Below are 26,809 nucleotides of genomic sequence, written 5' to 3' on the forward strand. Positions count from 1 at the left end.
GAGCTTGAACGCAATAGTAAGTTTAAGGTCTTTGTTCATCTATAATGACGGTTACTAATATTTCAAAATAAGATACAGTTAAATTCAATTATTAAGAAGTATTATATATTAAAAACTTAAAAAAACTCTATATGGTATAATGTATGTAGCAAACTAACTCTAAACAAGCTATTTACTATGCTAAAAACAAATTTTTTTCTATTTAATCATGATTCAGAAAGGAAAAAAATGACACTTTTTATTATATTATTATTATTAATAACCTTATATATTTTATATAAACAGCTTTTAAGACAATCAATCCAACCTTCTGGTTGGATTGGCAGTATGATGATGAAATTATGGAATAATGTTTATCTACCAATGTCTATATGGAGTCTATCTTTTCTGAAAGAACAAAGTTTTGATAACATTTTGGATATAGGCGTAGGAAATGATGCAACAACGAAGTATATTAGTAACACTTTTATCTCTGATTTTATAATTGGCATAGATATCTCGGATAAAGCTATTGAGCAAGCCAAGTTTCGGAATTCGAATTATAAATATAGCCTAAAGTAAAGTATGCGTAGTTGACTCCTCTTGGACTCGTGGATGCCCTTTAACTCTTAAAATAGAGTCTAAAACTTCTTTCAGAGTCATCTCATCAAAAAGTTTCACGTTATAAAAATCTTCTCGGTTAGCTACGTGACATTTAAAGTACTTGATTGTATCTTCAGCCATTACTGATTTATTCAAATTAGCTCCTCCACATAATAAGTAACTCTTCTCAAGAATAATTTTATCCCAGATATTGAAGAATATAAACAAATCTAAATATGGGAGACATTTATGGCTCAAATTGGAGACTATCCTAAAAGTAACCAAGACAAAAAGAAGAGCACCAACGCAAGACACACGTTGATGCTCTAAGTATACCGGCGGCCGGGGTCGAACCGGCACGCCCTTGCGGGCACAGGATTTTGAGATATTAGCCATGCTTTTAACCTATTATAAATTATTCAAAATATGATATTTTATCGCAATATCCATCATAATTCTATTAAACATTTTTTTTATTTTGGTTACTTACGGGTGACTTAACTATATCATCAATTTTTATCTAAAAAAAATAATATTAAAGCATTTTTCCATTTTCTAAAGCTTTTCAACGACAGGTTCATAACTTGAAATTATATCCACCACAGTTTTTATTTTTTTGGTCATCATATTCACCTCACTTTATTATAACAAAATAGTTGAAAATCATTCTGTCAATTCCTTGAATAATTGCTATCGATTTTTAGGTGGAATTGAAAAATAATGTATAAAATACACACTACAGTAAAAGGTCATATTAAAATTTTATGCAAAAAAATACGCTAAGCATTGACTTAGCGTTACTGCTATATTTACTATTCGGATAACGGGATGACAGAGATAGTATCAAGCAGTGAACAACAGAGATAAAACAGAAATAAATTATGTAGATAACTGACAGTATCTACGTTTTTATTATTGCACAGAATGTAATGTTAATCAAGTGCATTTTTAGGCTTTTAATTTTGTATTTTTTGTGTCTTTCCTTTTTTTTCATAATAAACTAATTTTGCATCATTCTCTATATATTCTCTTTCATCTGAACTTGGAAGTGAATAATTCCCATCTGAATCTTTTTTATATTCAGTTTCATATTCCACTTTAGGAAACTTCAGCTTAATATATTTGCCATCATCATATACTTTAATTTCCGCATTTTCACGTTTAATTTGTTTTGCTTCTTTTTCCGAATAGTTATCTTTCCAATATTCAAATTCATTTTTAATACAACTATCTATAGCTTCATTGTATTTATCTTGTTCACCACAGCCAACTAAAATTCCCATACAAGCAAGTAACATTAAACTAACAATTAATACTTTCTTCATCTCGATGTCTCTCCTTTTCTTCCTTTAGTATATCACATCCATTCTATTGAAAAAAGTAATTTCATTAATACTCCGTGAACTTGCTTTGCGTAACTTTATACACACCATCTTCTTCTATATAATTGAAATGAACTAACATCATTACTACATCCTCATGCTTTTCTGATTCAATAGATACATTAATCACATTCAATGTACTAAAGCCTTTTTCTGTCTTCGAATAATATACTTGAGAACCTTCTAAGTGGGATGTCACTTGCTGTTGCTCACTGTCTGACTGTGCTTGTTTCATCATATCTAATAAATCAGATTGCACATATTCTTTCAATACATTTAATCGCTCATCTTGATTGGTGTAATCAAAAAATGCGTGTAACACATTTTCATTCTGCTCAAGCTGTTTCGCAATAACCTTCGAATCTTGATAAGCTTTTGTTTTTGCTTTTGTTTTTGCTTTTTGTTCTTCTTTATTTTGCTCACTGTACTTTTCATAAGTTCGTTTTTCTTTTTTTAATTCTTTAATTGTGTTGTTTTTTTTCTTAACCTCTTGTTCCATTTTCTTCACTTCTTCCTTCGCATCATCTGCTTGTTGATAATAATAGAAAGAATAAGCCAATAAAATTACTAAAAAAAGGACACTAAATAAGATGGATACATTTTTTTTCATGTTTACGCTCCTTTAATTCCTAATACGATTGCCGGGTTTACTTGATTGCCCATTTTAGATTTTCTAATTTCAAAATGGAGATGAGGACCAGTACTTTGACCTGTTGAACCGACTTTCCCAATAATTTCTCCTTTCTGTACACGTTGCCCTACCTTCACTAATAATTCAGACTGATGTGCATAAAGTGTCCATTCCTTATTTTTCGGATGTTCAATCAGAACTACGTTACCATAACCCCCAAATCCATGACCGCTAACACCAAATCCTGAAAAAACGACAATTCCATCATCTGCAGCTTTAATATTGGAGCCGATTGGTTGAGCAAAATCTAATCCTTTATGGCTCTCAAATGCTCCTGTGACTGGATTTACTCGGTCAATAAAGCCAGAACTTATAATAGGTGCATCCACAGGAATGATATATTTCCCAGTTCCAACATTTCCGCTTGAATCACACCCACTCGTTAAACCACCGAATTTTTCTGCAATTCCTTTCACTGTTGGAATCCAATTAGCGTTTAAATTTGTCGGGTCATTCGCAACGCCAATAGGAGCATACACTGCGCCCAATTTTTCTACGGTATTCAAACCATCTTTGACAATGCGATTATGCAATGTCACACCCATGGCTTCTAATCCCTCATCAAGCGTTGGAAAATATTTAACAGTCTGCATATTCGTAGCTGAATCCATCAACCCCCCAGGGTTGTGCTTGACGGTAACCGCAGTACTTTTCCCCCAGCCTGTTTCACTCATCGCAATCGCCAAAAAGAGGACAGGATCTATTCCTTGCTTGTCAGCAATGTCAATAAAAGTCTGTCCCTTTCCTTTGAATACACCAGCACCTTCTAATACTTGATTAATTTTCGCTACATCTACTTCGCCAGTTATCGAACAACCCGTTCCATCACTTGATTCTGTTTCTACATCCATTCCTAAGAAAGAGATAAAAATAGTAACAATAAACACACCTCCAAAAAAAAGAAGAATGAGTGGCAACAACCAAATAAATATTTTTCGTTTCACCTTTTTCTTCATTCGAATTCATCATCCTTTTTCTTCTCTCTCTCTTGTGCTAGCTTCAATTCTTGAATAGTTCTTACCTCATTATTAGTAGTTTTTTCATTAGAACGTGCTTGCTTCTCTGTAGTGCTGGTTTGAGGTGTTCGTTTCTCTGACCTTTTCGTTGTAGAAGATACGGGAGAAGTTGGTTTTACAGGTGATTTAGTTATACTTCGCTTATTATTTGCAGTTGGTGTCTGTTTCGTTGTCGATGAAGGAACATGAGACTGTTTATACAGATTTTTCTGCGGCACTGTTCCTTTTTGTTTCTGAGTAGAACGACCTATTCCTCCTATAGGAACAACATTCGGATTTTCCTGTACTTTTTGTTTTTCGTGTTTTTGTTGTTTTCGGCGTTGTACATTTTCCCGAACTTTTTCACGAGTAGGCGCACCGAATTTTTTGTCCAATGCTTTACCTGCTTCAACCGTTTTCTTCCCAACCCAAGTAGTCCCTTGAGCAACAGGTTTCGCTGTTTGAACAGCTGGTTTAATCAAATTATCCTTGGTTTTTTGAACAATATTTTTATCAAATTGTTTTACTTTTCCTGCGGTCAACATGCTAACAATTTTATTCCGTTTTAGAACAATGAAAATTAATATGATAGACAACACAGCTAAATTCACTAAATAAGAACCTGCATTATTCGGTGGTATCAACGCATCAATCATATAAGAAATGACATACAATAGAGTAATTAGTAGAAACATCAATATTTTCATCGCAAAAGCACCAAATAAATAGCCAATCCCTTTAAATCCCGTCATACCGTACTGTGGAATTAAAGAAATCAGAAACATGAATACAATAATAAAAATAAGCAAAACAATGACAAATTGAATCAAGAAATTCATCACAGCAACGCCTAAAAAAGGAATCGCTAACACAATTGAAGCAAGGGGCGCAATCATAGAAAACCCGACTTGACTCCATACATTGCCTGTTGCCATATTCTCATTATCATATTTTCCCACTTCACTTTTGGTCACATAATTTTGTCTTTTTTTATCTGCTTCATCACTTAGTTTGTAAGACAGCAGTTTATCTATGCGAGAATACTCTTTTTTCTTCGACTTAGCTTTTTTATTTATCGCTGTTTCATTCGTCGTGCCATAATTTGCGATTAAATATGGCTTTTTAAGTGCTAAGTCAAAATAAATATTTCGTAATAAAGTTGTGGTTCCTTCTGCTTCTTCACCAGCTTTAATTTTAGAACCTTGACCATAAACACTATCCGTTTTTCCTTTATCCATTTGCAACAAATCCGACGAAATAACAAGTAACTTTGCTTGTGCATCGGAAGCGACATTATTCGTTGCCTTGACTAAATCGCCAGCATTATGTGCATACCATGTACCAATCAACATAACAGCAATAAATAACATAAATCTTTTGCCAGAATCACGCAAATTGTTTTTTGCAATCAAAATATAACCCATATAAGTAATCGCAAAAACCCATAACAACGGAACAAATGTCCTTTTCAATGTATCAAATGTGTTTCCACTAATATTCGACATTTTATCTGCAAATTTATTGATAGGGTCTAAGGAATTCAACAAATCCAAAGCTCGGTCAACACCCAAAACAACAATATGGTTCACGCTAAACATGATATTACTTATTGCAACGCCAATGCCTTTAATTTTCGAATCCGCAGCTTCATTATTCACTTGATAACGACTAAGTGGAAAACGCTCAATTTGAACTTCCACACCCCCTTTTTTAACGACATTCGGTTTCGTTTGACTGCTCTCATCTTTACTTGTTGGGTCAATAACATCGGTACTTCCCATATTATTACTTATTTCTGCATGTGCTGTCATACTATGCATAAAACAAACACATGAGATTAACACAATAAACAAGCACATTATCTTCATTCGCAATCTTACCACCTCCTTCAGTTAAGTTAATCTCTCCATCAGAAACAACTGATACTCTTTTTCCTGCAATGCACGAAAAGTAACAAATTCGTTATTTGATAAACGTCTTACTAGCTTAAAACATAATGCTTTTTGACCTACTTCTAAAACACATCGTTTTCTACGAACTATAATTTCTTTTCCTGTCAATCGACTTAAATATTGTGCTGTAGAAGAATGTCCTACAAAACTAACATAGTCATTCTCATTTAATAATTTTATGGCTTGTTCAAGCGAAATTTCTTCCATATTAAAATGCCCCGAATTTGGCAATAAAGTGCTTCCCAAAACAGCTAATTTCACACATTTTCTCCTCCTATTTCTATCCTATAAATACGCCTCTTCTGCACGAGCGACATTTGTTTTTTCGACTGTTTTTAACGTATCTTGCCATTCGTCAAACAAACATTCTATCGAAACTTTTCCAACATGTCCGTACAAATCACGATATAAACATTGACCTTGATACATATTCATTATTAAATCATGATTTTCTTCTGTATCTGCCATTTTCATCCAACTCAACATATCAGGAATAGCTTCTGATTCTTTAAAGGCAAAAGCTGTCCCAAAATTAGAAGTATCTTCATCTGAAATTTTTTGTGTCATAAATGCCATTGCATTTTCTTGGGAACGTCCTACTCTTCGCATAGATTTTTTTACTTTTCTTCCTTGTTGAGTCGTATTAAAAATCCATGCTTCATCCATGAATTCCATCGTTCGTTCCTCTGAATTTGCTCCAAATAGTTCGCAAAAACGACCTAAAGCAAACATAACCGCACTACTTGCTAGTTGAGATGGCGTATAATCTTCCATACTCGTTTCTGAATCTGGTAAATCTAAATTCTCTACTTCAAGGACAGTTCTTGCTTGTTCAAGAGATAGTGCTGGATTGGAACCATCGTGAACCAACAGTTTTAAAATAGAATCTTCTATTTTTCCTAACAATAGTTTACCTGCATTAGAAACAGCTTCGTTAGAATGATTTTGCATACCACGTATCACATCGAGTGTTCCAACACGTTCTCCTAGAGCTTTTCGATTCAGTACTTCTTTAATCGACTGTAAAAAAGCTAATTCAACTACATCTTTATGTTCCCCAGAAAAGTCGTACACTTGGTTAATAATAATCTCTATCATTTCTTTGGCATTTCTACTGTCGTCAAACAATTGAACCGGGTCTAATACTCCCCAATTTTCAGCGTTATTTGCATCTAATGTAACAAATTGAATTTTTTCTAATACATTCGCAAACAATGGATATTCCTCGTACAACCAATCTTGCTGTAATAAACCTTCGATATGTTTCCGTCTATCTTTTTTCGGGTCAATAAACAAAGTTTTAATTTTCATCATGCAAGCATAAATATATATCACTGTCGATAAAAATGTTTTCCCTTCTCCCGTATCACCAGATATGAGTATATGAGGGCTTTTCGTTAGTGTTCTAGCAATTTGTTGATTTCCTAACATAGGATGAAAAAGTACAAAATCTCGACTATTAGCGATAGCTGATTTTATATCTAAGTTATAAATATTTCTGTCAATCCATCCAATGTGCCAGCCAATTTTATTTCCTAAATCCGCAGTAGCACCAAAAAGTGTTTCAGCTAAACCGTCACGCAACGTTTTTTGTTGCCAGTCCTTGTTTAAATACTCTAATTCCTTGCCGGGCAAGTTACGATAAAATAACTGCAGTTGATCGGCAACAGGAATTTTACAACTCACTCCTAAATCTTTCATATAGTTCTGAGCTAATTTAGCATTCATTAAAGCTTCTTTCTTCGTACTACCAGTAACAATAATAGTCGCTATCCAATTCCATAAATATGTCGCTTCATTTTTTAAACTTTCTTGCAAATATTGGGTCATTTCACTAGCTTCTACTACATCACTATCGACATATCTTTTCGTTTCAGCTTGCTCCGTTATTTTTTCATTGATTTGCGTATCTTTAAATCCAATACCTGATTTAGTCGTTCCTTTGCTCTCAATAGTCGCTTTAATACTTAGTTCAACTGGAAACGGTAATTTTTGCAAATCATAAAATAAATGCATTTGGGACATATCATCTCCCATTTCATCTACTGTTAGTAAAGAAACATAACTTTCTCCTTCAGGTGCTGTTAATTTCAAACATTTATGATATTTGGGACTAATAACCGTATTAGTAATATCAGACACTTTCATATTTTCTCGTACAATATCTTTATCATGTGCCATACCACGTATAAAAGCATAACGATTGATATACATCATTTCTTTTTGAGTCAATCTTTCTGCTTGTATGGATAGCATCGTAGATAATAAATTTTCCTCTGCATCTGAATAAGCTTCAAAAACATCTCCATAAACAATTCGTTCTAAATGGAGTAAATTCATGATGTGCGCATTCGCAGTTAATGCAAGTGATTGTAAATTTTCTTTTATTCCTTGTTCTAAAGAGATAGAATTTGTAGGTAATCGAACACCAATCACAAAATCCGGTTTACTCGGCATACCTAAACGACCTTTTAAAATATGTGCTGTTTCCTCTGCATAATATTTTCCACTGGAAAAAACATCGTCCGCAAAATCAGATTCTAATTCCTGCAAACGATTCTCTAATTGCGCATCTTGAGGATATTCCCACAAATGAATACTTTTATAGCTATTCATTTCCTCTAAAAACCGCTCCATTTTATTTTTTTGCCCAGCTATTTTCTTATCATCAAATTCCATTAAAGATGTTGAACGCAAGCGATAATATGCCCACATTTCATCCAATTGATTCAATAATAAATTATTCTGGATGGCTTTCATGGGTGTTTGTATTGCCATTTTTATTGCCTCCTTTTTTTCTAACTTTATACAACAAACTAAAACGTACGTCCTCTTCTACATGTGCTAATTTTTCGTCATGACAATACTCTTGTTTCGGAAATTTAATGAAAAATAAATAACTGATAAATCCCCAAAGAAACCGATAAATATTTTTTCCATCAGGATTGACTTTTTGAATAAAAAAAGCAATACCAATTGGAAAGCCAATTAACAAGATAGAATCCCACATAGTAAATCCATGTGGGATAATTTTTTGAATAATCCTTGCCCAAAAGAACAACATAACTAAAAAGGCTACAGTTAAATTGGCTAAAAAGGTTGCTGGAATATCAAAGTTAAATTCTATAAAATTTCCAAATCGGCGAAATGAGTAAGGTATACGAAAAACACGTCGATAATTAAATACTTTACGCATATTTCCACTCCTAACTTAAAATCCAAACAAACCAAGTCCCATATCAACAAATTCTGAAACCCGACTATAGTTGTAAATTAACCAATGAACAACGCCAGCTGATGCAAACAACATGACTATTTTTAATAAATTAAATTTGGCGAGATGTTTTACCACAAAAACAATAACAAAAACCCATAACAAACCTGCGACTAAACCTTGAACAGCTGCTAAAGCTGTGCTTGTATCTGCTATTTGATTCACTTAACTTCCTCCCCATGCTCAAATTTTGTTACATAGTTGTTACCATCCCGTTTTTCCACCGTCAAACTAAATTGTTCACTCACGGTAATTTTCGAATTTTTTTCGACCATCACAAGTAATCCCTGCACTAAATAAGTATTTTTTTCTACTCCATATACTTGAATATGTTGTACAGATTGATACGCATACAATCCATTTAATGCTTCTGGTTTCTTCATCATATATGCCATATCTGCAGGTTTTAATTCTACATACTTACGCATAAAATCTGTCGTGAAGTCTTGTAATTCTTGGCTCTTATCATCCTGAACTTGTTCTAATTCATTCGATGATTTTTGAGTAATTTTCGCTTGAGAAGATGTCACCGGGCTAAAGTAAGGCAATCCATCAATGGATAAGCCTTGCTTGTTTTGAACAACAACGATATGCATTTCTGCTTGTTGTTCGGTTACTTTTCGTTCTGAAACACGCTGTTTCACCTTCTTTTTATTGACAACTTTTTCAACCTCCCTCGAAGTCATTAGACTATCCTCATAACGAACGACATACACTAATTCTCGACCGTTCTTAGTAGATACAGACTTCTTTAATGCCATATCTTTTAAAGAACGCTCATTGTTGTTTTGACCTACTACAAAGTACTCTTCTTTCGCTTCATCGTCAGTCTGAACTAAAAATTGTTGCAATTTTTCTTTTCTCATATTCCGACTATTGGTATCCGACGGCACATTTATATAGGCTTTAACAAATTCTTTTGCATAATAATTTGCCTCTGTTTCAGATAAAGTTGCTTCACTGGTTGTTTCTTTCATCGTTGCTTGTGCTGGTACGGTTGTTTTATCTGCAGAACGTACAGCAATCAACAAACTTATCACGGAAAGAAAAACAATAATTCCAAGTATTAGCCACACCATCGTTTGAAAGAATTTTCCCTTATCCTTCGGCATTGGAGAATTTGTTTTTTCCTTTTTTCTCATTTGAGAAAAAAATGTTTTCTTATCCAAAAATTTTCCACCTTTCTAGCTAGTTTTTATTGATAAAAGCCAAACAAAAAGAAAGCTCATTCATTTAACTTTGACTAGTTAATGCAACAAGCTTTCTATTTTTTAGATCAAAGTATTCTACTTTGTAAAAAAATTATTTAGCATCTTTACTTTTTCTATTTCTAGCAAGCAAGAATATTCCACCGGAAATCAATACAAGACCAGCAACAACCCACCAAATATTCATAGAATCCCCAGTTTTAACTAAAGTTCCTGCTTTTTCTACTTTTTTCACTGTTTTTGTATGGGTAACAACGATATTTTTCGTATTTTCTGCTTTAATTTTTATTACTTGTCCATCTTGTTTAAGTGTAATACCTTCTTGTTTGAAAGAACCTGTATAATTTTTCGGATTTTTCGTTTCCGTCAACGAATAAACTTTATTGGCTTTAATTTCAAAACTTGCTAATCCTTCCTTAGAAGTCACTGCCACTTGTTTTTGTCCTTCATTGTCAGTCAGTGTAAATTCCGCACCTGCTAATTTTGCACCTGACTTTTTGTCCACTTTAGTAATTTCAAGCTTTCCTTTTTTAATTTCATTCTTCGCAGTAATTTTAAAGATTTGCCCATCGTTCGCTAAAGTAATATTTTCTTCTTTGAACGAGCCTTTATAACCTTCCGGAAGTTTTGTTTCTTCTAAGGTGTACGTTTTCCCACCTTCTAAATCAAACTTAAACATACCATCATCTTTTGTAGTCACAACTTGTTTTTGTCCTTCGTTGTCTGTCAGTGTAAACTCTGCTCCTGCTAAGGCTTTGTTCGTTTCTGCATCTACTTTTACTCCTTCAATGCTTCCACGTTTCAATTTATTGACAAAATCACCTGCATTCACATTGACATGGTTATAGTCAATCGTGAACGGATGTTTTTCCCCATTTAACACATATCCATCAACTGTTCCAGTTTCCAACCAATAATATTCACCAAATGCAAGATTAGAAACATTCCAAGAACCATCCTCAGCTGTAGTTACAGCTTTTACAGTCTTATCTTGAAAATTTCTCACTTCGATTTTTGCACCTTCTAAAGGTTTTTTGTTATCCGTGATTTTCACTCCGGAAATAGAACCAGTAACTGCTTGAATATTCGCAGTAAATGAAGCTGTTTTCTTTTCATTAAATTTATCTAAACCATACGTTGCGATATCTTGATGACCGGATTGACCAGTTAAACGTTTTGCTACTTGATATGCTTGTTCAAAGACACCAGAAATTTCTACTTTAGGATTTAAAGCTTGTCCATTTAAATCTGTTGCAGGAACAACAATCGTAATTTTCGTTCCATTTTTAATTTCTTTAATTGGATTACCTTGTTCATCGCCAATGTAACTATTTTTTGTTGCACCTGTTAACTTCGAAACAATAGTTCCATTTCCTTTTACAGTAACTGTCACTGGAGCCGAAACAAATTTATTATCCTTCAACGTCGCATTAACTGTTCCATTAGATACCTTTAATTCATTAGTAAAAGTCGGTGTGGATGGACTTCCTGCTTTTTTGGCTTCTCCTACTAATGCTTTAATTTTATTCACTGTTTTATGTGAACCATCAGAATCGACATATAACTGACCTGCATCATTGGTTAATGAAAACGCATTCGGCGATTTAATATTATGAATAGCGCCTTGAATCAAATATTCATCATAAGCTTTATTTCCAGTCAAATTACTGTTTCCTTTATAATATGCATTTAGTAAATAGCTAGTCGCATTGTCTAATTTTTCTGCTTCATTGTATGTTAATCCATCCGGCGAAGGAAGATTAAAATTAATACAAAAAACAACTTGATTATCCGAATTCCTTAACCTATCTATCATACGAACCGGCGTTCCTGAATTCGGCCCGTGAAGATAAGTAACATTTTTAGATACAATGCTAACTTTTGTTGTAGTTGCAGCACTCACTTTTTCTGGGAATACATTTGTTACATACGTAAAAACTGCAGTAAAAACAAGCAGTGTTGCTAACACCATTTTAAATGTTTTGTTTGCTAAATTATGAACCATTTTTCTACCTACCTTTTTCATATTTTTTTATTTTTTTCGATGCAATAGATACATGAATCACAATCAATAGCACCACCTCCTTCATTTTAGACACAAAAAAAGAGTAGAATTATTTTTTCTACTCTTTCTGTTAGACTATTCAATTTATAAAATCATATTTAATCAGTAATTCAATAGTTCACTTTCACTATTTACATTGACGATATAAGCACCACTGTGCAGTTTTTGAAGGACTGTAGCCATGTGACTAGTTGGAATAGCTACACATCCAGCTGTAGGAGCGCCATTACTACAATGTAAAAAGAATCCAGAACCAGCTCCCTTAGTTCTAGCCGTATTATAATTAATCACGACGCCATATTTATATTGTGTCGGATAGCTTGCCATGTGTTCATCTGCTTTATTAGAAGAGTTTCTTTCTTGCCAAGTATTATATTGCGAGTCATTAACATTACTAATCCAGTAAGAACGGTTTGTAATTTTTCGGAAGGAAAGGCTTGTCCCCGGGTTACTAGTACCGAAAGCAAATCCAAGTGAATAAGCCCCTCGTGGCGTTCTGCTGTGATATTCGTCTGCAGAACCAACCCCTTGCGAACCAACATTCCCATAAGTAGAAAACACTTGTTTCCAGCTTCCACCTGTTTTTTCCCAAAACTTGACTTGTGCACTAGAACCACTTGCTACTACTGTAATAATTTGAGTTGTGCGTGAAGCTAAATTCATTTTAGCAACTGTGGGTTGATTCGTATTGCTGTTACTACTACTGCTAGAACGATTGTTACCAGAATTATTATTAGAGCTCCCAGCGCTCCCTCCACTTGGACCACTTGAACCACTAGTACTCTTGGAACCACTTGCTGTAGATCCGCTCGTACTTTTTGAACTGGATGAACTACCTGAGTTAGAAGAACCACTTTTCACACTATCGCTATTACCAGTTGTATTATTAGAAGCTTTTTCATTGTTAGTAGAATTACTTGTTGAAGCTTTTTCAGCTTGTTTTTGCTTTTCAGCTGTTTCTTTTGCTGTTAATAATTCAGTTGCTTTTTTCACTTTTTTCTCTAAATCTGTTTGTGCTTTCTTCTGAGGTGTTTTTTCTTTGACCATTTTGTTAACAGCATCCACTTTAGCACGTGTTACTCCATCTGCTAAAGCTGTTTGTTTACTATCTTTAAATAAAGCATTCACTTGTTTCGTTGTTGTCATGACAGTGTTATAAAGCTCTTTCGCTGTAGCAACATCTGCAGTCAGACTTTTATTTAGCTTTTTATTCTTTATTTTTTTCAAATTAGCTTCAATATCATTCACATCTTCAAGCGAATATGTATCACTTAACATGGTTTTTTCCTTATTTGAAAATAACTCGTTAACCGCATTTTTAGTATTTGATTCTAATGCTTCTTTCGCTTCAAGTGCTTTCTTTTTTTCTAATTGTTCTTGTTTCTTTTCTTCCTCTGCCCTTTGATGAGAAGCATTTAGACTAAATGCCACAAAAACAATAAGCGCAACAAACAAAACAATCACTACCGACATCCCAATTTTTTTCTTATTCATTTTTTTTCATTCTCTCCTTTTTGTTTGAAATATGACAAAATCACTTCAAGTTTTTTCCATTTCCACATTAACCATTATACAAATTCTCCATCACAAAGTCTAATTAGATTTAGAAGTTTCTTTTTTTCTTACATATTTATCCAAGTACAACAAATAATGTTCTACTTTCTTAATTACATTAAAAGCCGATTCATTGCGCATGAATACCTTTGTATATTTTGCATATTCTTTATGTTTCTCATAATACACTTTATAAAAGGTATATCTATACTCAGAAAAACCTTTCACTTTGGAACCTTCCACCACAAGCATGGTAGAACGAGACAATTCCTTCGTAAATATTAGATAATTAATTCCAACAATAAAACCCAAACGTTTCATTTCTGAATTTACGGAAATTCTACCCATATTTACACATCCAAAAATATTCTTTCAATTTCTTCTAAAACTCTTTGTTTAACAGCAACTTTGCAAATTTCAATAACTTCCTCACACAATTGCTCTGGTTTATTTCTAAAATAGACATATAAGAAGCGATTAACATTATCTTCATAAGTAGTCATTGTATTTTTCACCATTAATTCAGCAGTATGCAAAAGACTTCTTAATGAAACCGTTTCTCTTGATGCTTCAAATGCAATTTTCCATTTATATCTAATTTTTAACAAATCATTTTTGTAGGCTCCTAAAAAAGCATCACAAGCTTTTTCAATTTCTTGCTCACTTTCTACAATAGACATATACATCGTTTATACCTCCAAAATTAAATAGTCTCGCGTTCAATATATTCAAATACTTTTTCAGATTCATCATTACTTATGAATCTAAATCTGCCCGCAGAGCTAAAACCACTCCACGACTCCGTATCATAAACCACATAAAATGTTTCTCCTAAAGGAAATTCTTCTACCGTTACTTTCGATAACTCTTCTAACACTCCGTCCATCGAATTAATAATATTTCCTCTCTTCATTAAATCTTCTTCACATTTAGCAGAATTTAAAATATTAATTCTCAAAATAATCACCCTCCATTTTTTTATTTCCATACTCGTTGTAACGCAAATTTTGGTATAGGTAATATCTCATACCCATAATAAACATAAACATCATTTTCAATAACATCGACAATTTCCAATTGACTTCCTAACTCAATAACGCTATCTTCTATTTCATCCACAACTTCCACGATATTTCCTATTTCCAGCATGTTTCTTCCTCCCCGTCATGTAAAATAATGCGAAAATTCATACCTACATAACCTTCTAGTTGATAGTATTTTGTGACAAAATCAACAACCACTAGCATTTCACGACCTGTAAAAACAGTATTTTTGATTTCACACAATTGTAATAAATCACCAACTTGAAAATTTCTATCATTGTAACGAGTTTCTATTCGTTTACGATGATGTAAAATATCTTCAAAATGACAAGACTCTATTTTCAACTTATGTACCATTATAGAGTCCGGAATTTTTTCCAGCATTTTCAATTTAAACACCTCTTTTCTTATTTTTGACATAAAAAATACAGCATCATCTTGAATGCTGTTTCCTTTTAGTTTGTATATGGTTGAAACACAAAATCTTGCACCGTTCCAACCCATGTTTTTAACATATGCATTTGCCGTGGTGTTAATTCAGCTGTTGAAATTATTTCATCAATTGTGGATTCTTTTCCTAATGTCCCATCAGCTAGTGTTACCATTTTCATAACGCCACCCGCTTGCCGTTTTAACCAGTTCTCCGTTTTTAAATAAAAAGAATCACTCGGTTTCAAGCTCAATTTCAAAGGAGCGACATCATCCAAAAGTAAATTCCATCCTTTCACTAATTTTTTTAATTTTCTTTTTCCAACCTTCAAGTCTTCATCAAAACAGAAATCAATGTAGCCTTTTAATATTCCACGACCAATTTCTCCGATATTATTTCGGCGCAATATTTCTGTTACTGCTTCCTCTGCTTTTTCATCTGCTAATCGTATTTCATAACGATTCCATATGCCATATTCCTCTGCAGATATTTTATTTTTTTTTGCCTGCTCATAATTTTTTTGGTACATCGTAAAATAAATATTACTTTGCTTCGAACCGAAATATATCGACACACCTTGAACATTTTCTGTACCAATTTGTCCCGTTCCATTAAAATTGTATGCATCAATACGAGAACTAACATAACCAGCTTGTGTAAAATACAAACAATCCGGAATATCAATATAACCTTTCAAATCATCCACTGCAATATCCACACGAGTTGCTTTTCCTCTTTCAGTGCGTGCCTTTCTTAAAAACACCTCCCAGCTTCTTTTTTGCGCTTCCAGCACACTCTCAAATTGACGACAACCTTGTCCGCCAAGTTCTATCATGATTCCTCTTTCGTCACCAGGAGCCGATAAATAAACACGTATTTGATCCAACTCAAATTTTTCAACATAGCCATATTTTGCAGATGGCTCACGTAACATTGCATCTATATTCATTTGCATTACTTCTTCAAAGAAAGTATCAATATCATGCCTTTTAAAAGTCATTCTAAAATAATCAATGACCGAGCTTAACTCTTTGTCTGGGAAATACACTTTTCAAAATCACTCCTTATTTTCTAGCTCCACTTTTGGCTTTGTACCAAGCTTCGTGGATACTTTCACCCTGTTTTCAACCCCCCTGTTAGTAAACGGGGGTTGTTCTTTCTTGGCGCTGGCGTTATCTCTGCCGTTCAGCGCCAATGGGCGCTGTAACACCAGCGCTATTAACTCTATTTATACTTATTCACATAACAGAAATACAATTACATATACATTTATATATCTTTTTTTTACAACGAATGCATAAAAATAAAACCCTATTATTAAATAGAGTTTAAGTAGTAAAGTATTTATTTAAAAAAGAATACACAGCCAACTAAACCGCCTACAAATAAACAAGATAAAATAGCTTGAAATATCGGAACATGAATGAAAATAATCAATAAAACAATAAGCACCAATATAAATAAAAAGGACACAATTAGGATTAATACTTCTAAGACATTTTCTGAGTGATGAAAAGCAAATCGAAAAATAAAATACAGTACAATCGTTCCAATGAGCATCAAAATTAAAGTACCTACAAAATATTTCAATGGTTGAAAGTGATTGAATTGCACCAAGTTCAAAGCATGGTCATCAAAATGACCCTCTATTAAATACGAATTCAATCTATTTAAATTTACTAAAAAAACTATTGTAAATGCCGAGTAAAGTATTACCAATATTATTATTCCTTTATGTCTATTGCCTATCATTCGTCCCATCCTTATCTCTATCTGCTCGAATTTCTTCTATTAAATAGATTGTTTTTTGCATATGAAATAATTCTCTTAAATAAAAAACAATCGACAAAATGATGAAAAAAATTATAAATAAAAATATAGAAAAAGATGCAACTAAAACAATTTTAGACATAACCTCATTATCTACATCTTTTACATACATAAAAGTCACATTCTTAATTCCTAAGTTATAAAAAAACTTCCAAATCCCTGTTAATGCGCTCAATAATAATGCCCCTACAAAAAAGGAGAGAACATTACGTTTATATTGATATGTAGCTTTAATACCAATATATCTCGCACTTAATTCTCTGTGATTCAAACGCTCAAGTATTTGACGTTCTTTTTCATAAGCGAGATATTGCCGTACTTCTCTATGAGGTCGAGTGAAATACAAAATTGCATTTTTTAACTTTACCTTTATTTTTTTCATATAAATCTCTCCTACTTAAAAGATAACACATTTGATAAATAAGTTAAATTAAAACGATAAAATCAAGAAATTTTCCTATAAATCGCATTCAAAAATAACAACGTTTCTTCATTATCTACCATCTGCTTTTCAAATGAAAACTCACAGCCGTATTCATCAGGCGAATCTAAAGCCATAGTTGCTATTACACTAAAACCTTCTCCTACTTTTACATCTTTACTAACCATATCGATCACTTCAATCCAATAATCAATACTTCCACGAATCAAAGCTTTTTCAAATTCATACTCAAATTCTTCATAATTACAAAACATAACAAAAAATTCCTCCCCTCAGCATAATTATTCACGTAACAGTAATACAATGCCAACAAGTATTATTAACATGATAAGAAAAATAACTCCATCCACAATTGGCACAGAAATATAAAAGAATAATAAACCTACTAACAAATAATAGGCTATTGGAGCCATCATCATTAAATTTTTTTTCATACTAGCTAATCCTTTATTATCGCCCCAAATATAAAAAATACTTAAAAGACTAAGAATCCAACCCGAAACCACCAAGATACTAATTTTTAAACTTAGCTCCCTCGAAGATAAAACATTGCTATTAATAAGTTTCAAATAATCACTATTCAATCCATTAGCATTCATTATTATATCGGGCATCCAAAGACTCATAAAAAAAAAGAATCAATAATAAAAACATCCACAAAACAAAACATACATAACCTATTGAATTCAGCAATCTTTTTTTCATTCTTAATTACTCCCATAACCTATTCTAATTTTTTCCTTGTTTTTTCTTTAGCAATAGTTTCCTCCATATCAGAATAATTGACTGTATCATGAATGACTTCTAATTTTTCATTCGTTTTTTTATTCACAGCAATATAACTAATTTCTACTCTACGCAAAAATCCATTTTCATATTCCCATTCTTTTAACTCATAATTATCACCTATTTCAATAGATATATATTTAGGAACTATTTGCTCCACTTTATCGTCTGAAACAAAACAATATTTAGAAATACCACTAATCATATATACAAGACTTCCGATAATTATAATAAAAAACACAATATAACCAATGATTTCTATAAAATCCATCTTATTATCTTTTATTGTTTGTCTCTCATCTTTTTCATTTTCATCACCGACATTATTCAAATAATCAAACACCTTTCTCTACTAACAAAACAAAGCCATAATAGTATAATCTCATAAATAAAAAATAAAATCGGAAACCAAATTGGAAACGGCACTAAGAAAAAATAAATGACTGTCACAAAATACCCAGCAAAACCACCCAAAAATCCTATATAGCGTAACCAACGAAAGATAGTTTTTTTCCAATCAAAAAAATTACCAAAAATACAACTAAAAAATAATTCTAAAGCTATACCAAAAAGCACAAAAATAAGAATTGACTGAAAAAAGTACCATTCATATAAATACACATACGATACAAAACTTGGCTGGTCAAAACCATGACTCATGAGATAACGATAAATAACGGTAACTAGTTGAGGGAAGAACAACATATAAACCGTTGCACCAACAACAAACCACAAAATCCTACCAATAAGTAAACCATACTTTTCTAAAAATAATTTCCACGGTTTTTGCACCAATTTCTTTTGTATATACACCTTTATTTCCTCCTATTTAATCTCTTTCAACAACAGAATGACTATCCCTCTTTTTTTACAAAGCACCATTTACGAAAAATAATATACAATGCCTACAAGAGATAATACGAACATAATACAACCCAAAATTAATAAACAAAAAGTTAAAAACTTCCCAAAATACAACCATTCAAAAAACAAGCTAGAACAAGCCAAACCAATGACAAACATATAAAAAATGAAATAAAAAATCATTGCGTATAACATTTTTATCCTTCTCCCCTATAAAATAAAAGTCTATATTTACGTTTCATTTTGCAACAAATTTAAAATCTTTTCAGCTAACACACTATCTTCGGTGAAAAATAATTTTGGTATTTTTTTATCTTCTGTTTCTGAAAAATGAGCCATTTTATATTCGTTGCTTTTAAAATATTCTGCCGTAGCTCTTAAAACACTTGAGGTAATTTCTTTTCTTGTATCTGAAATAAAACCATCTCTATCTAGAGTACATAAATAAATTTTACCATCACTAGAAGATACAACAATTTCCGCATTTTTATATGCCATCTGTTTAACCTCCATCTCATACTAATTTCTTGAATTCTTCCATAAAATCAAAATTCTTACTTATGAAAGGACTATAAAACTCTGAAATTACACCTTTTCCGGAATCAACATAACCAAAGCCTTTTTTCGTTTTATATGTAAATTTTTTATCAGCTTCCGAAAACATCATTGAATATCCAACATCCGAATTTTTACCCAAAGCAATTCTGAAATGAAATTGGTCTCTAATACCATCCGCTAGATATTTTGCGTCCGGTCTCTGCATACCAACGATCATGAAGAATCCAACTTGACGACCTAGCATAACAATTTGTTTAACATTCGACAGCACTTTTTCACGTTCTTTAAAATCTGATAACATCTCCATGTAAGCTACAAATTCATCAAAAATCAAGAACTTTGGTGAAAGACCTAAACTTCGATAGTTACTACCCATTTTGTAATTGGACATTTCTTTCATTTCAATTGAACGTTTCATCATATCTTCTTTGAAACGATTAACCACCATCGCAATTCCATTCTTTTGACTATAAACATGAGGAAATATCCCTTCTAAATCGGCTAAATCTGTATTTTTAGGGTCTGCTATATAAACATCTTCTTTTGTGCATGTTCCATTTAGCAAGCCCTTTAAAACAGCTAAAATAAAATATGTTTTACCAGCACCTGTACCACCAGTAACAAGCATATGTGGTAGTTTATCAAAATCCCAAATGACACGTTTCATTAATGCTAGCTCACCATTTTCAGATTTTAGATTCTCCATAGTTAATCGGTCAGCTAAGATATTATCAATAAAGCGATAACCCATATACCCTTTTTCTCGAAATTCACTTTCTAAATCAGAAAAAAAAGTTACTTCTAAACTTCTAGCTAAATTCAAAAATCGTTCTTGAAATTCATTGCCATCCGTCGGAAAGCGAAAGGTCATATAGCCATCTTCGACTGTATAATACACTTTTGGAAAATAAGTAACCACTTCTTTTGTGGTTGTTTTAGTAGTCGATGAATCAGATAAATCAAACCAATTTCCTTTCGTTTTTTGTACAGTTCCCATTCGATAAAAACCTTGCTTAATAATAAAGCGAGCTAACAACTGCTTATTTTGCATATGATAATAACGATATGCGAATAAATAGCGTAAGCCAATTAAAATACCGGCTGTAATCAAAAGTGCTAATAAAAAGAAGCTTCCAAATTTTAAAAACGGAAGCTCCTTTACATATATAAACCAAGCACTAGAATCCAACGTATTTGGCATTGTAGGAAGGGTAATGAATTTTTTAAACATTACTATTCCTAAAGCAAGTGCAATGGGAATTCCTGTCATCAAAGCTGTACGTACAATCAAATGTCTATGACGATATCGAACACGTCTACCACGCTTAAATAACTTCATCTTTAACTAGCCTTTTCTGCTTTATCCTTAGTAGGATTCGATGGTGATGAACCTGACCCTTTCGATTGAACAGGGACAATCTTTTCAGCAGAAACTTTGTGTCGAACATTATTTCCATTCGCAAAGAATTGTAATTCCACTCCTTGTAACTCCACTTCTGCACCAAAAGGAATATTCATCGCTTCTTTATCCGTTAAATCTGGTAAAAACACCGGAAATACATCTGCTAAAGCTTCACTTTTTACCCCATAACGATAATTTTTTACAGCGCCATTATAGGTACCATCCTCGTTAGTTTCCATGACTTCTCCGTCATAACCTGTAAAAGTAAGCTTGCCAAACGATTTTTTAAAATCCACTCGTTCTTCTGTTAATTTATTAAATTTATTCACTCTAATTGCCATTTCATTTCCTCTTTTCTATTTTAATTTAAGCTTTAACAATTTCCTCACAATAGACATCAAACTCCACAATACCACCTTGCGCCGATGGAGAAATAACAGGATTTTTAAGTGTTACCCAATCATCCGCTAAAATATTAGGCGTAGGTGCATCCATCGGAATAAACACAAGTAAACCGCCAGAATGTGCTGTACCGTATACTTTATAAGCATGATGTGTTATTTTTCGACTTCGACCAAACCCAGTTCCTTTATCGTAATCTTGCGCTCGACCAATAAATTGCAATTCTCCATATTCGTCACTCTTTAAAATTAATTTCATTTTTTTGTTTCCTCCATTATTTTTTTACATAAAAACAGCGCAGTTTCTAAAACAGCAAACTACGCTATATTATGTATATTTAAATCATATTCACTAAATTAAGGGATTGCGACCCATGCACCTGACGACAATTCAGAATAATCACCAGATAACACCAAATCGCGTCCAAACTTTTCAAAATCAAAATAATCACATACAGTTTCAGGAATTCCTGAGAACAACCCTAGTTCTTCTGTAACATGGTATGCTAAATCTGATACAGACATCGGTTCCACATAAATAATCTCATCTATTCTTTCAAAAGCTTCTAATAAATCATTAAAAAAGCCATTATTAACTAATTCCTGCATATGTTGCGTTAACGTTGCTGAACTATATTCCAAATAATATTCAGCAATTTGATTAATCTTTTCCAAGCTATCAGTTGAACTGATAGTAAACGGTGCTTCATAATCATCAATTGCATATTCATCACCATTAGATAATTCTAAATCAAAATCAATTTCATCTAAATCAATCGGGAAATCAAACCATCCAGATTTTTTATTTTTTACATTAGTAATAAATAAACGAACTTCATAATCCATTTTTGTACCTCCAAAAAGGAAATATTCGCTAGGTTCTGTTTCCATCACGGCGCTTATCAATTATTTCAAGGTCATGACATTATAATATCTAATGCTCCCATACAAAATAATTTAGTAGGTTTTAACGGAATACCATCCGGACTGTTTTTGGCTATCAGTCAACCCGTGCATCTTTTTGTCCACGATTATTACTCGTAAGTGAGTTTACTCGAATAAGAACACGTGACAATAACAAATTTATACTCTATAATAAAAATGTCTAGTTTTTATTTGAGCGTGTTTGCAATTGTCAAGTGCGCTTTTCTTATGTAATTGTCAAAGAACAAATGAAACATTATCCAAGTAACAGGTAAGTAAATTATTTAACGTTTTAAAACACGTATTAACAAATACCTATTAACTTTCTCGATGGCAAATTCACATCGTGATATTTAATAATTGGTGGCGATTAACACCATAATGCTTGCAAATTCTTCTTTGGGAACATCCCTTCGCAAGTAAAAGTAAATAGTTTTCTCTTGTTAATGGTATGGATAAATAATGACGTATTACTATTTCTTTCAAAGCTAATTTCATACGTATTGACCAATCCCCTTGCAATTTTCTAGCTAAAGGAACAGCTTTACGAATTAAATCTTTAGATTGGTTGTAAGTCATTTAAAGTAACCTCTTTTAATACGTTATCAATTGATTCTATAGTTAAATTATATCTCTTAGCAAAATACATTTTGTTAACATAACCGGGAACAATCCTATAACCTTTATCTACCATTTCCTCATTTAAAGATTTAATAATTTTATAAGCGGTAGTCTGTTTTTTTCGCAATATCAAACATATATCTTTATTAGAAAGAAATTCCAATCTCAACACTCCTTATATAAATTATTTATGATTATAATCTTATAATATACTATTAAAATCATATTGTCAACCGTTAAAATGATTTTAATCTTAATTTATAATAAAATATTACAAGAGGTGATATTAATGCCATTCGGAGAAAAACTAAAAGAACTCCGCAAAAAAAATAAGTTAACACAAACAGAACTTGCTACAATACTAAATTTAGACCAAACAACAATTAGTGCATATGAAAAAAATAAAATTCTTCCCACTAGCGAAACAATAGCTAAAGTTTGCGAGTACTTCGAAGTTTCATCAGACTATTTATTAGAAATACCCACAAAATTCAATAAAAGCTCCGAAATTTTAAATGATATAAATAAAAAACTAGAAAACAATCAGGATTTAGTAGAAGACGTTCTATTCATTTTAGACAGAATGTTAAAACATAAAAAATAAGTTACTGATCCTTAAAAGGAAAGTAACTTATTTTTATTTTATTGATTTTATAAAGTTGATATTAACATTCCCATCCCAAAGGACGCCAGAATTCTCGCACTTTCCTCATCATCAATACCGTCTGAAAGTACAAAAAAAGTTACAATTTCTGAATCATCATTTATCATTTTTAAATATTCATCTTTATTTTGTAAAATATGGTGAAGCAATAAATTCAAATCATCTCTATTGACTGATAACGCTCTCAATTCGTCCACCTCTGACTTTTTTTATTTTTTATTTATTAGCCACCAACGATGACTTTGATAAAAACTACCACCATCGTTGATATAAAAAAAGTATATTTATTTATTTTTATTTTTTTCATATTTCCACCTCACTTCGTTTTAATAATATTATTATACACTATGATTAATTATAATTTTCTAAAAATCTGAAATCAGATATAAGATAGGAGTTAAACAATGCAAAATATTGGCACTACAATAAAAACAATAAGAATCAACAAAAACTTAAAGCAAACCGAATTATTTTGTGTAGAACAAAGCACTCTTTCAGAAATTGAAAATAACAAAAGAATACCTTCAATCGAAACATTTCAAAATATTCTCGATGCATTAAATATAAATTACACTGAGTTCTTTTATATACACAACAATTTCCAATTACCCGAAAAAGAAAGATTATTTAACAAATTCCGCTTATTAGGTTCATCATTGGAGCTCAAAACACTCAAAAAATTTAATAATGAATTAATCAAATTTCCTAATTTCAAAAACAACTTATTCATACAATCACTTAGCACTATTATTGAAATGTCAATCAACCTAAATATTCACCAGAATTTTGACCAGCAAACTAATGAAATCGAATTAATTATGAAAAATATATCCTCACAAGAAGTTTTTTATCACAACGATATTTATATTTTAAGTAAAATATTCTTCGTATTCCCCATTGAACAGTCAGATATATTAATTTGTAGAATAAAAAAAGAACTTTCAAAATACGAGAATTATCCTGAAATAGAATCTTTCAAAATTACCTTATTAATAAATATTTCTATACACTACATTCACACCAATAGAATTGCACAAAGTAAAACTCAGCTAGAAGAAGCAAAAGAAATAGCTATTAAATCAGGAATTGAACGATATAATTCCACAATAGACTTTCTTTTATTATATAGTATATACGAAAACGGAAATAAAGATTTTGCCATCAATGAACTGTACAGAATTACTCACTTATTAGAACAAGTTGGAAAAAACATGGAAGCACAAGACATGATAAATGATTTTCGTGTATATATAATTGATAAACTAATTAGTGATATACTAGATTAATTACAATAAGGAGATTATGAAATGACAATTCGAAAAAATAAAAACGGTACGTATTCCATCGATATTTCTGCAAAAACCAACCCCATCACCGGGAAAAGAATTAGAGTACAAAGAAAAGGAATAAAAAAATATAATGAAGCATTAAAATTAGAAGCAAAGATACGAGAAGAAATCAACAATAACAAATTTGTTGAAAAAAATAATGTTTCAATATCAAAAATTTGGTCTATTTATTTTGATGAAATTAAAGAAAATCATAAACAAAGTTACATTAATTCACAAGAATCTAGCTATAGAACACATATTCTTCCGTATTTTCAGAATATAAATATTCAAAATTTAACTAAAGAAAATATAAAAGAATTTAGAGAATATCTACTTGCTATCAAATTAAGTCCAAATACTGCAAATAAAATAATACTTCTCCTAAAGAAAATGTTTGACATTGCTATAGAATTAAATTTTATCAAAATTAATCCTGCTAAATTAAAAAAATTAACAATTGAAAAGAAAAAAATGAATTTCTGGACAATTGAAGAATTCAACATTTTTCTATCATTAATTAAAGACGAAGAATATTCTTGGAAAGTTTTTTTTCTTACATTATATTTCACAGGAATGCGTTTAGGAGAAATACTAGCCCTCAATTGGGAAGACCTTAATAGTTTTAGTTCAGAACTTAACATCACAAAAACTTTTAGCATGTATAAAAAACAACCTTTAATAACAACTCCAAAAACAAAATATTCAAATAGACGTATTAGCATAAACAATTCACTTCTCAACGAATTACAGAAATGGAAATTTACTCAAAGAGAAATCCTAGAATCGTATCTCTTAGTACAAAGCTCAGAAACACAAATCTTTCAGAATAATCATACCTATATTACAAAGGACAAAGTTCAAAAAAAGTTTATCAGCATACTTAATAGAGATAAAAATTTAAATAAAATACGTTTACATGATTTTAGACATTCACACGTTGCTTTACTAATTAATAATGGTGAAGATTATATTGTCATCAAAGAACGTCTCGGTCATTCTAGTATAACTACAACAATTGACGTGTACGGACACTTATTTCCTAACAAACAAAAAAGCACAGCAGATAAACTTGACTCCTTTTTTTCAAACTGGTGACTTTTTGGTGACTTTCAAATATTAATACGAACAAAACAAAAGACCCCATCACTCTTAAAGCGTTGGGGTCATTAGTATACCGGCGGCCGGGGTCGAACCGGCACGCCCTTGCGGGCACAGGATTTTGAGTCCAGCGCGTCTGCCAATTCCGCCACGCCGGCGTAACAATATATAAAATTATAACTTTAAAACAAGAAATATACAAATGGAGGCGCCAACCGGATTTGAACCGGTGATAAAGGTTTTGCAGACCTCTGCCTTACCACTTGGCTATGGCGCCATACAATGTTAAATTAAAAAGCGGAAGACGGGGTTCGAACCCGCGACCCCCACCTTGGCAAGGTGATGTTCTACCACTGAACTACTTCCGCATCAACTGGGCCAGCTGGATTCGAACCAACGCATGACGGAGTCAAAGTCCGTTGCCTTACCGCTTGGCTATGGCCCAACAATTATAATGGACAAAAAACTTTAAAGGGCGGATGATGGGAATCGAACCCACGAATGCCTGAACCACAATCAGGTGCGTTAACCACTTCGCCACATCCGCCGTTATTTTATTATATGGCAGGGGCAGTAGGAATCGAACCCACACTGGAGGTTTTGGAGACCTCAGTTCTACCTTTAAACTATGCCCCTAAAATGGTGGAGGGGAGTGGATTCGAACCACCGAACCCGAAGGAGCGGATTTACAGTCCGCCGCGTTTAGCCACTT

General features: G+C 32.3%; 35 protein-coding genes and 6 tRNA genes. 4 read left to right on the forward strand and 37 right to left on the reverse strand.

Features of this window, described 5'->3' with window-relative positions; all coding sequences use genetic code 11:
• Positions 1-228 precede the first annotated feature (228 nt).
• Complete coding sequence (locus HCJ50_RS05415; RefSeq protein WP_185346548.1) at positions 229-561, forward strand: class I SAM-dependent methyltransferase; 333 nt, start codon at positions 229-231, stop codon at positions 559-561.
• On the opposite strand, the gene HCJ50_RS05420 is transcribed toward HCJ50_RS05415, so the two are convergent.
• The 30 genes from HCJ50_RS05420 to HCJ50_RS05565 form a co-directional block, all read right to left on the reverse strand.
• A complete protein-coding gene (locus HCJ50_RS05420) occupies positions 553-738 on the reverse strand; it encodes a hypothetical protein (protein WP_185346546.1) in 186 nt (61 codons plus the stop codon). The genes HCJ50_RS05415 and HCJ50_RS05420 overlap by 9 nt on opposite strands.
• A gap of 800 nt (positions 739-1,538) precedes the next feature.
• The gene (locus HCJ50_RS05425) at positions 1,539-1,907 is read right to left on the reverse strand and encodes a hypothetical protein (protein WP_185395610.1); all 369 of its coding nucleotides are present in this window, start codon (positions 1,905-1,907) and stop codon (positions 1,539-1,541) included.
• A 64-nt stretch (positions 1,908-1,971) separates the two neighbouring features.
• Positions 1,972-2,574: a hypothetical protein gene (locus HCJ50_RS05430; RefSeq protein WP_185395609.1), complete on the reverse strand. Its 603-nt coding sequence runs from the start codon at positions 2,572-2,574 to the stop codon at positions 1,972-1,974.
• A 2-nt stretch (positions 2,575-2,576) separates the two neighbouring features.
• Positions 2,577-3,611, reverse strand: a complete 1,035-nt coding sequence (locus HCJ50_RS05435; protein WP_260443746.1) for a peptidoglycan DD-metalloendopeptidase family protein — start codon at positions 3,609-3,611, stop codon at positions 2,577-2,579.
• Positions 3,608-5,518: a CD3337/EF1877 family mobilome membrane protein gene (locus HCJ50_RS05440; RefSeq protein ID WP_376698853.1), complete on the reverse strand. Its 1,911-nt coding sequence runs from the start codon at positions 5,516-5,518 to the stop codon at positions 3,608-3,610. Before HCJ50_RS05440 ends, HCJ50_RS05435 begins: the two co-directional genes overlap by 4 nt.
• Before the next feature lie 24 nt (positions 5,519-5,542).
• A complete protein-coding gene (locus HCJ50_RS05445) occupies positions 5,543-5,863 on the reverse strand; it encodes an STIV orfB116 family protein (protein ID WP_185395607.1) in 321 nt (106 codons plus the stop codon).
• Positions 5,864-5,887: 24 nt separating this feature from the next.
• On the reverse strand, positions 5,888-8,380 hold the full coding sequence (locus tag HCJ50_RS05450) for an ATP-binding protein (protein ID WP_185395606.1): 2,493 nt from the start codon (positions 8,378-8,380) through the stop codon (positions 5,888-5,890).
• Positions 8,343-8,798 (reverse strand): TcpE family conjugal transfer membrane protein, encoded by a 456-nt coding sequence (locus tag HCJ50_RS05455; protein WP_185395605.1) that lies wholly within the window; start codon positions 8,796-8,798, stop codon positions 8,343-8,345. Before HCJ50_RS05455 ends, HCJ50_RS05450 begins: the two co-directional genes overlap by 38 nt.
• 15 nt (positions 8,799-8,813) lie before the next feature.
• On the reverse strand, positions 8,814-9,041 hold the full coding sequence (locus HCJ50_RS05460; RefSeq protein WP_185395604.1) for a hypothetical protein: 228 nt from the start codon (positions 9,039-9,041) through the stop codon (positions 8,814-8,816).
• Positions 9,038-10,045 (reverse strand): conjugal transfer protein, encoded by a 1,008-nt coding sequence (locus HCJ50_RS05465; protein ID WP_187120648.1) that lies wholly within the window; start codon positions 10,043-10,045, stop codon positions 9,038-9,040. The genes HCJ50_RS05460 and HCJ50_RS05465 overlap by 4 nt, the downstream gene beginning before the upstream one ends.
• Positions 10,046-10,178: 133 nt before the next feature.
• The gene (locus HCJ50_RS05470; RefSeq protein WP_185395602.1) at positions 10,179-12,089 is read right to left on the reverse strand and encodes an LPXTG cell wall anchor domain-containing protein; all 1,911 of its coding nucleotides are present in this window, start codon (positions 12,087-12,089) and stop codon (positions 10,179-10,181) included.
• A 162-nt stretch (positions 12,090-12,251) separates the two neighbouring features.
• Complete coding sequence (locus HCJ50_RS05475) at positions 12,252-13,643, reverse strand: toxin Cry1Ac domain D-VI-related protein (protein ID WP_185395601.1); 1,392 nt, start codon at positions 13,641-13,643, stop codon at positions 12,252-12,254.
• Positions 13,644-13,742: 99 nt separating this feature from the next.
• Positions 13,743-14,051 (reverse strand): hypothetical protein, encoded by a 309-nt coding sequence (locus HCJ50_RS05480; protein ID WP_185395600.1) that lies wholly within the window; start codon positions 14,049-14,051, stop codon positions 13,743-13,745.
• A 2-nt stretch (positions 14,052-14,053) separates the two neighbouring features.
• Positions 14,054-14,389, reverse strand: a complete 336-nt coding sequence (locus HCJ50_RS05485) for a hypothetical protein (protein ID WP_185395599.1) — start codon at positions 14,387-14,389, stop codon at positions 14,054-14,056.
• Positions 14,390-14,406: 17 nt separating this feature from the next.
• On the reverse strand, positions 14,407-14,661 hold the full coding sequence (locus HCJ50_RS05490) for a hypothetical protein (RefSeq protein WP_185395598.1): 255 nt from the start codon (positions 14,659-14,661) through the stop codon (positions 14,407-14,409).
• 20 nt (positions 14,662-14,681) lie between these two features.
• Positions 14,682-14,852 (reverse strand): hypothetical protein, encoded by a 171-nt coding sequence (locus HCJ50_RS05495; RefSeq protein WP_185395597.1) that lies wholly within the window; start codon positions 14,850-14,852, stop codon positions 14,682-14,684.
• Positions 14,840-15,130: a DUF3850 domain-containing protein gene (locus HCJ50_RS05500; protein ID WP_261983610.1), complete on the reverse strand. Its 291-nt coding sequence runs from the start codon at positions 15,128-15,130 to the stop codon at positions 14,840-14,842. The genes HCJ50_RS05495 and HCJ50_RS05500 overlap by 13 nt, the downstream gene beginning before the upstream one ends.
• Positions 15,131-15,201: 71 nt before the next feature.
• Complete coding sequence (locus HCJ50_RS05505) at positions 15,202-16,224, reverse strand: replication initiation factor domain-containing protein (protein ID WP_185395595.1); 1,023 nt, start codon at positions 16,222-16,224, stop codon at positions 15,202-15,204.
• A gap of 690 nt (positions 16,225-16,914) precedes the next feature.
• Positions 16,915-17,388: a hypothetical protein gene (locus tag HCJ50_RS05510; protein ID WP_185395593.1), complete on the reverse strand. Its 474-nt coding sequence runs from the start codon at positions 17,386-17,388 to the stop codon at positions 16,915-16,917.
• 62 nt (positions 17,389-17,450) lie between these two features.
• On the reverse strand, positions 17,451-17,702 hold the full coding sequence (locus HCJ50_RS05515; protein ID WP_185395592.1) for a hypothetical protein: 252 nt from the start codon (positions 17,700-17,702) through the stop codon (positions 17,451-17,453).
• Between the two features lie 27 nt (positions 17,703-17,729).
• On the reverse strand, positions 17,730-18,047 hold the full coding sequence (locus tag HCJ50_RS05520) for a hypothetical protein (protein WP_185398458.1): 318 nt from the start codon (positions 18,045-18,047) through the stop codon (positions 17,730-17,732).
• Positions 18,048-18,172: 125 nt separating this feature from the next.
• Entirely contained in the window at positions 18,173-18,565 is a 393-nt protein-coding gene (locus HCJ50_RS05525; RefSeq protein WP_185395590.1) for a hypothetical protein, read from the reverse strand.
• Positions 18,562-19,047 carry a hypothetical protein gene (locus HCJ50_RS05530; RefSeq protein ID WP_185395589.1) on the reverse strand — a complete coding sequence of 162 codons (486 nt, stop codon included), beginning with the start codon at positions 19,045-19,047 and terminating at the stop codon, positions 18,562-18,564. The genes HCJ50_RS05525 and HCJ50_RS05530 overlap by 4 nt, the downstream gene beginning before the upstream one ends.
• Before the next feature lie 282 nt (positions 19,048-19,329).
• Positions 19,330-19,596, reverse strand: a complete 267-nt coding sequence (locus tag HCJ50_RS05535; protein ID WP_185395588.1) for a DUF7446 family protein — start codon at positions 19,594-19,596, stop codon at positions 19,330-19,332.
• A gap of 16 nt (positions 19,597-19,612) precedes the next feature.
• The gene (locus HCJ50_RS05540) at positions 19,613-20,887 is read right to left on the reverse strand and encodes an FtsK/SpoIIIE domain-containing protein (RefSeq protein WP_185395633.1); all 1,275 of its coding nucleotides are present in this window, start codon (positions 20,885-20,887) and stop codon (positions 19,613-19,615) included.
• 110 nt (positions 20,888-20,997) lie between these two features.
• Positions 20,998-21,399: a DUF961 family protein gene (locus HCJ50_RS05545; RefSeq protein WP_185395587.1), complete on the reverse strand. Its 402-nt coding sequence runs from the start codon at positions 21,397-21,399 to the stop codon at positions 20,998-21,000.
• A gap of 25 nt (positions 21,400-21,424) precedes the next feature.
• The gene (locus HCJ50_RS05550) at positions 21,425-21,718 is read right to left on the reverse strand and encodes a DUF961 family protein (RefSeq protein WP_185395586.1); all 294 of its coding nucleotides are present in this window, start codon (positions 21,716-21,718) and stop codon (positions 21,425-21,427) included.
• 98 nt (positions 21,719-21,816) lie between these two features.
• Entirely contained in the window at positions 21,817-22,305 is a 489-nt protein-coding gene (locus tag HCJ50_RS05555) for an antirestriction protein ArdA (RefSeq protein WP_185395585.1), read from the reverse strand.
• A gap of 417 nt (positions 22,306-22,722) precedes the next feature.
• Positions 22,723-22,962, reverse strand: a complete 240-nt coding sequence (locus HCJ50_RS05560) for a hypothetical protein (protein WP_185395636.1) — start codon at positions 22,960-22,962, stop codon at positions 22,723-22,725.
• A complete protein-coding gene (locus HCJ50_RS05565; RefSeq protein ID WP_185395584.1) occupies positions 22,943-23,167 on the reverse strand; it encodes a transcriptional regulator in 225 nt (74 codons plus the stop codon). The genes HCJ50_RS05560 and HCJ50_RS05565 overlap by 20 nt, the downstream gene beginning before the upstream one ends.
• Positions 23,168-23,293: 126 nt before the next feature.
• Between HCJ50_RS05565 and HCJ50_RS05570 the strand changes: the two genes are divergently transcribed.
• Positions 23,294-23,608, forward strand: coding sequence for a helix-turn-helix domain-containing protein (locus HCJ50_RS05570; RefSeq protein ID WP_187127526.1), 315 nt, complete (start codon positions 23,294-23,296; stop codon positions 23,606-23,608).
• A gap of 47 nt (positions 23,609-23,655) precedes the next feature.
• Here the strand turns inward: HCJ50_RS05570 and HCJ50_RS05575 are convergent, their stop codons facing one another.
• Positions 23,656-23,856: a hypothetical protein gene (locus HCJ50_RS05575; RefSeq protein ID WP_185395582.1), complete on the reverse strand. Its 201-nt coding sequence runs from the start codon at positions 23,854-23,856 to the stop codon at positions 23,656-23,658.
• A gap of 216 nt (positions 23,857-24,072) precedes the next feature.
• On the opposite strand from HCJ50_RS05575, the gene HCJ50_RS05580 reads away from it, so the two are divergent.
• Positions 24,073-24,954, forward strand: coding sequence for a helix-turn-helix domain-containing protein (locus HCJ50_RS05580; protein WP_185395581.1), 882 nt, complete (start codon positions 24,073-24,075; stop codon positions 24,952-24,954).
• Between the two features lie 21 nt (positions 24,955-24,975).
• Positions 24,976-26,094 carry a tyrosine-type recombinase/integrase gene (locus HCJ50_RS05585; RefSeq protein ID WP_185395580.1) on the forward strand — a complete coding sequence of 373 codons (1,119 nt, stop codon included), beginning with the start codon at positions 24,976-24,978 and terminating at the stop codon, positions 26,092-26,094.
• A gap of 77 nt (positions 26,095-26,171) precedes the next feature.
• Here HCJ50_RS05585 and HCJ50_RS05590 read toward each other — a convergent pair.
• From HCJ50_RS05590 to HCJ50_RS05615, 6 genes are all read right to left on the reverse strand, one after another.
• A tRNA-Leu gene (locus HCJ50_RS05590) sits at positions 26,172-26,255 on the reverse strand.
• Positions 26,256-26,300: 45 nt separating this feature from the next.
• Positions 26,301-26,374: transfer RNA gene (locus HCJ50_RS05595), tRNA-Cys, on the reverse strand.
• Between the two features lie 19 nt (positions 26,375-26,393).
• A tRNA-Gly gene (locus HCJ50_RS05600) sits at positions 26,394-26,465 on the reverse strand.
• A gap of 5 nt (positions 26,466-26,470) precedes the next feature.
• A tRNA-Gln gene (locus HCJ50_RS05605) sits at positions 26,471-26,542 on the reverse strand.
• 29 nt (positions 26,543-26,571) lie between these two features.
• A tRNA-His gene (locus HCJ50_RS05610) sits at positions 26,572-26,644 on the reverse strand.
• 15 nt (positions 26,645-26,659) lie between these two features.
• Positions 26,660-26,733, reverse strand: a tRNA-Trp gene (locus HCJ50_RS05615).
• Between the last annotated feature and the right edge of the window lie 76 nt (positions 26,734-26,809).

The sequence above is a fragment of the Listeria immobilis genome (assembly GCF_014322765.1).
Classification (GTDB): domain Bacteria; phylum Bacillota; class Bacilli; order Lactobacillales; family Listeriaceae; genus Listeria; species Listeria immobilis.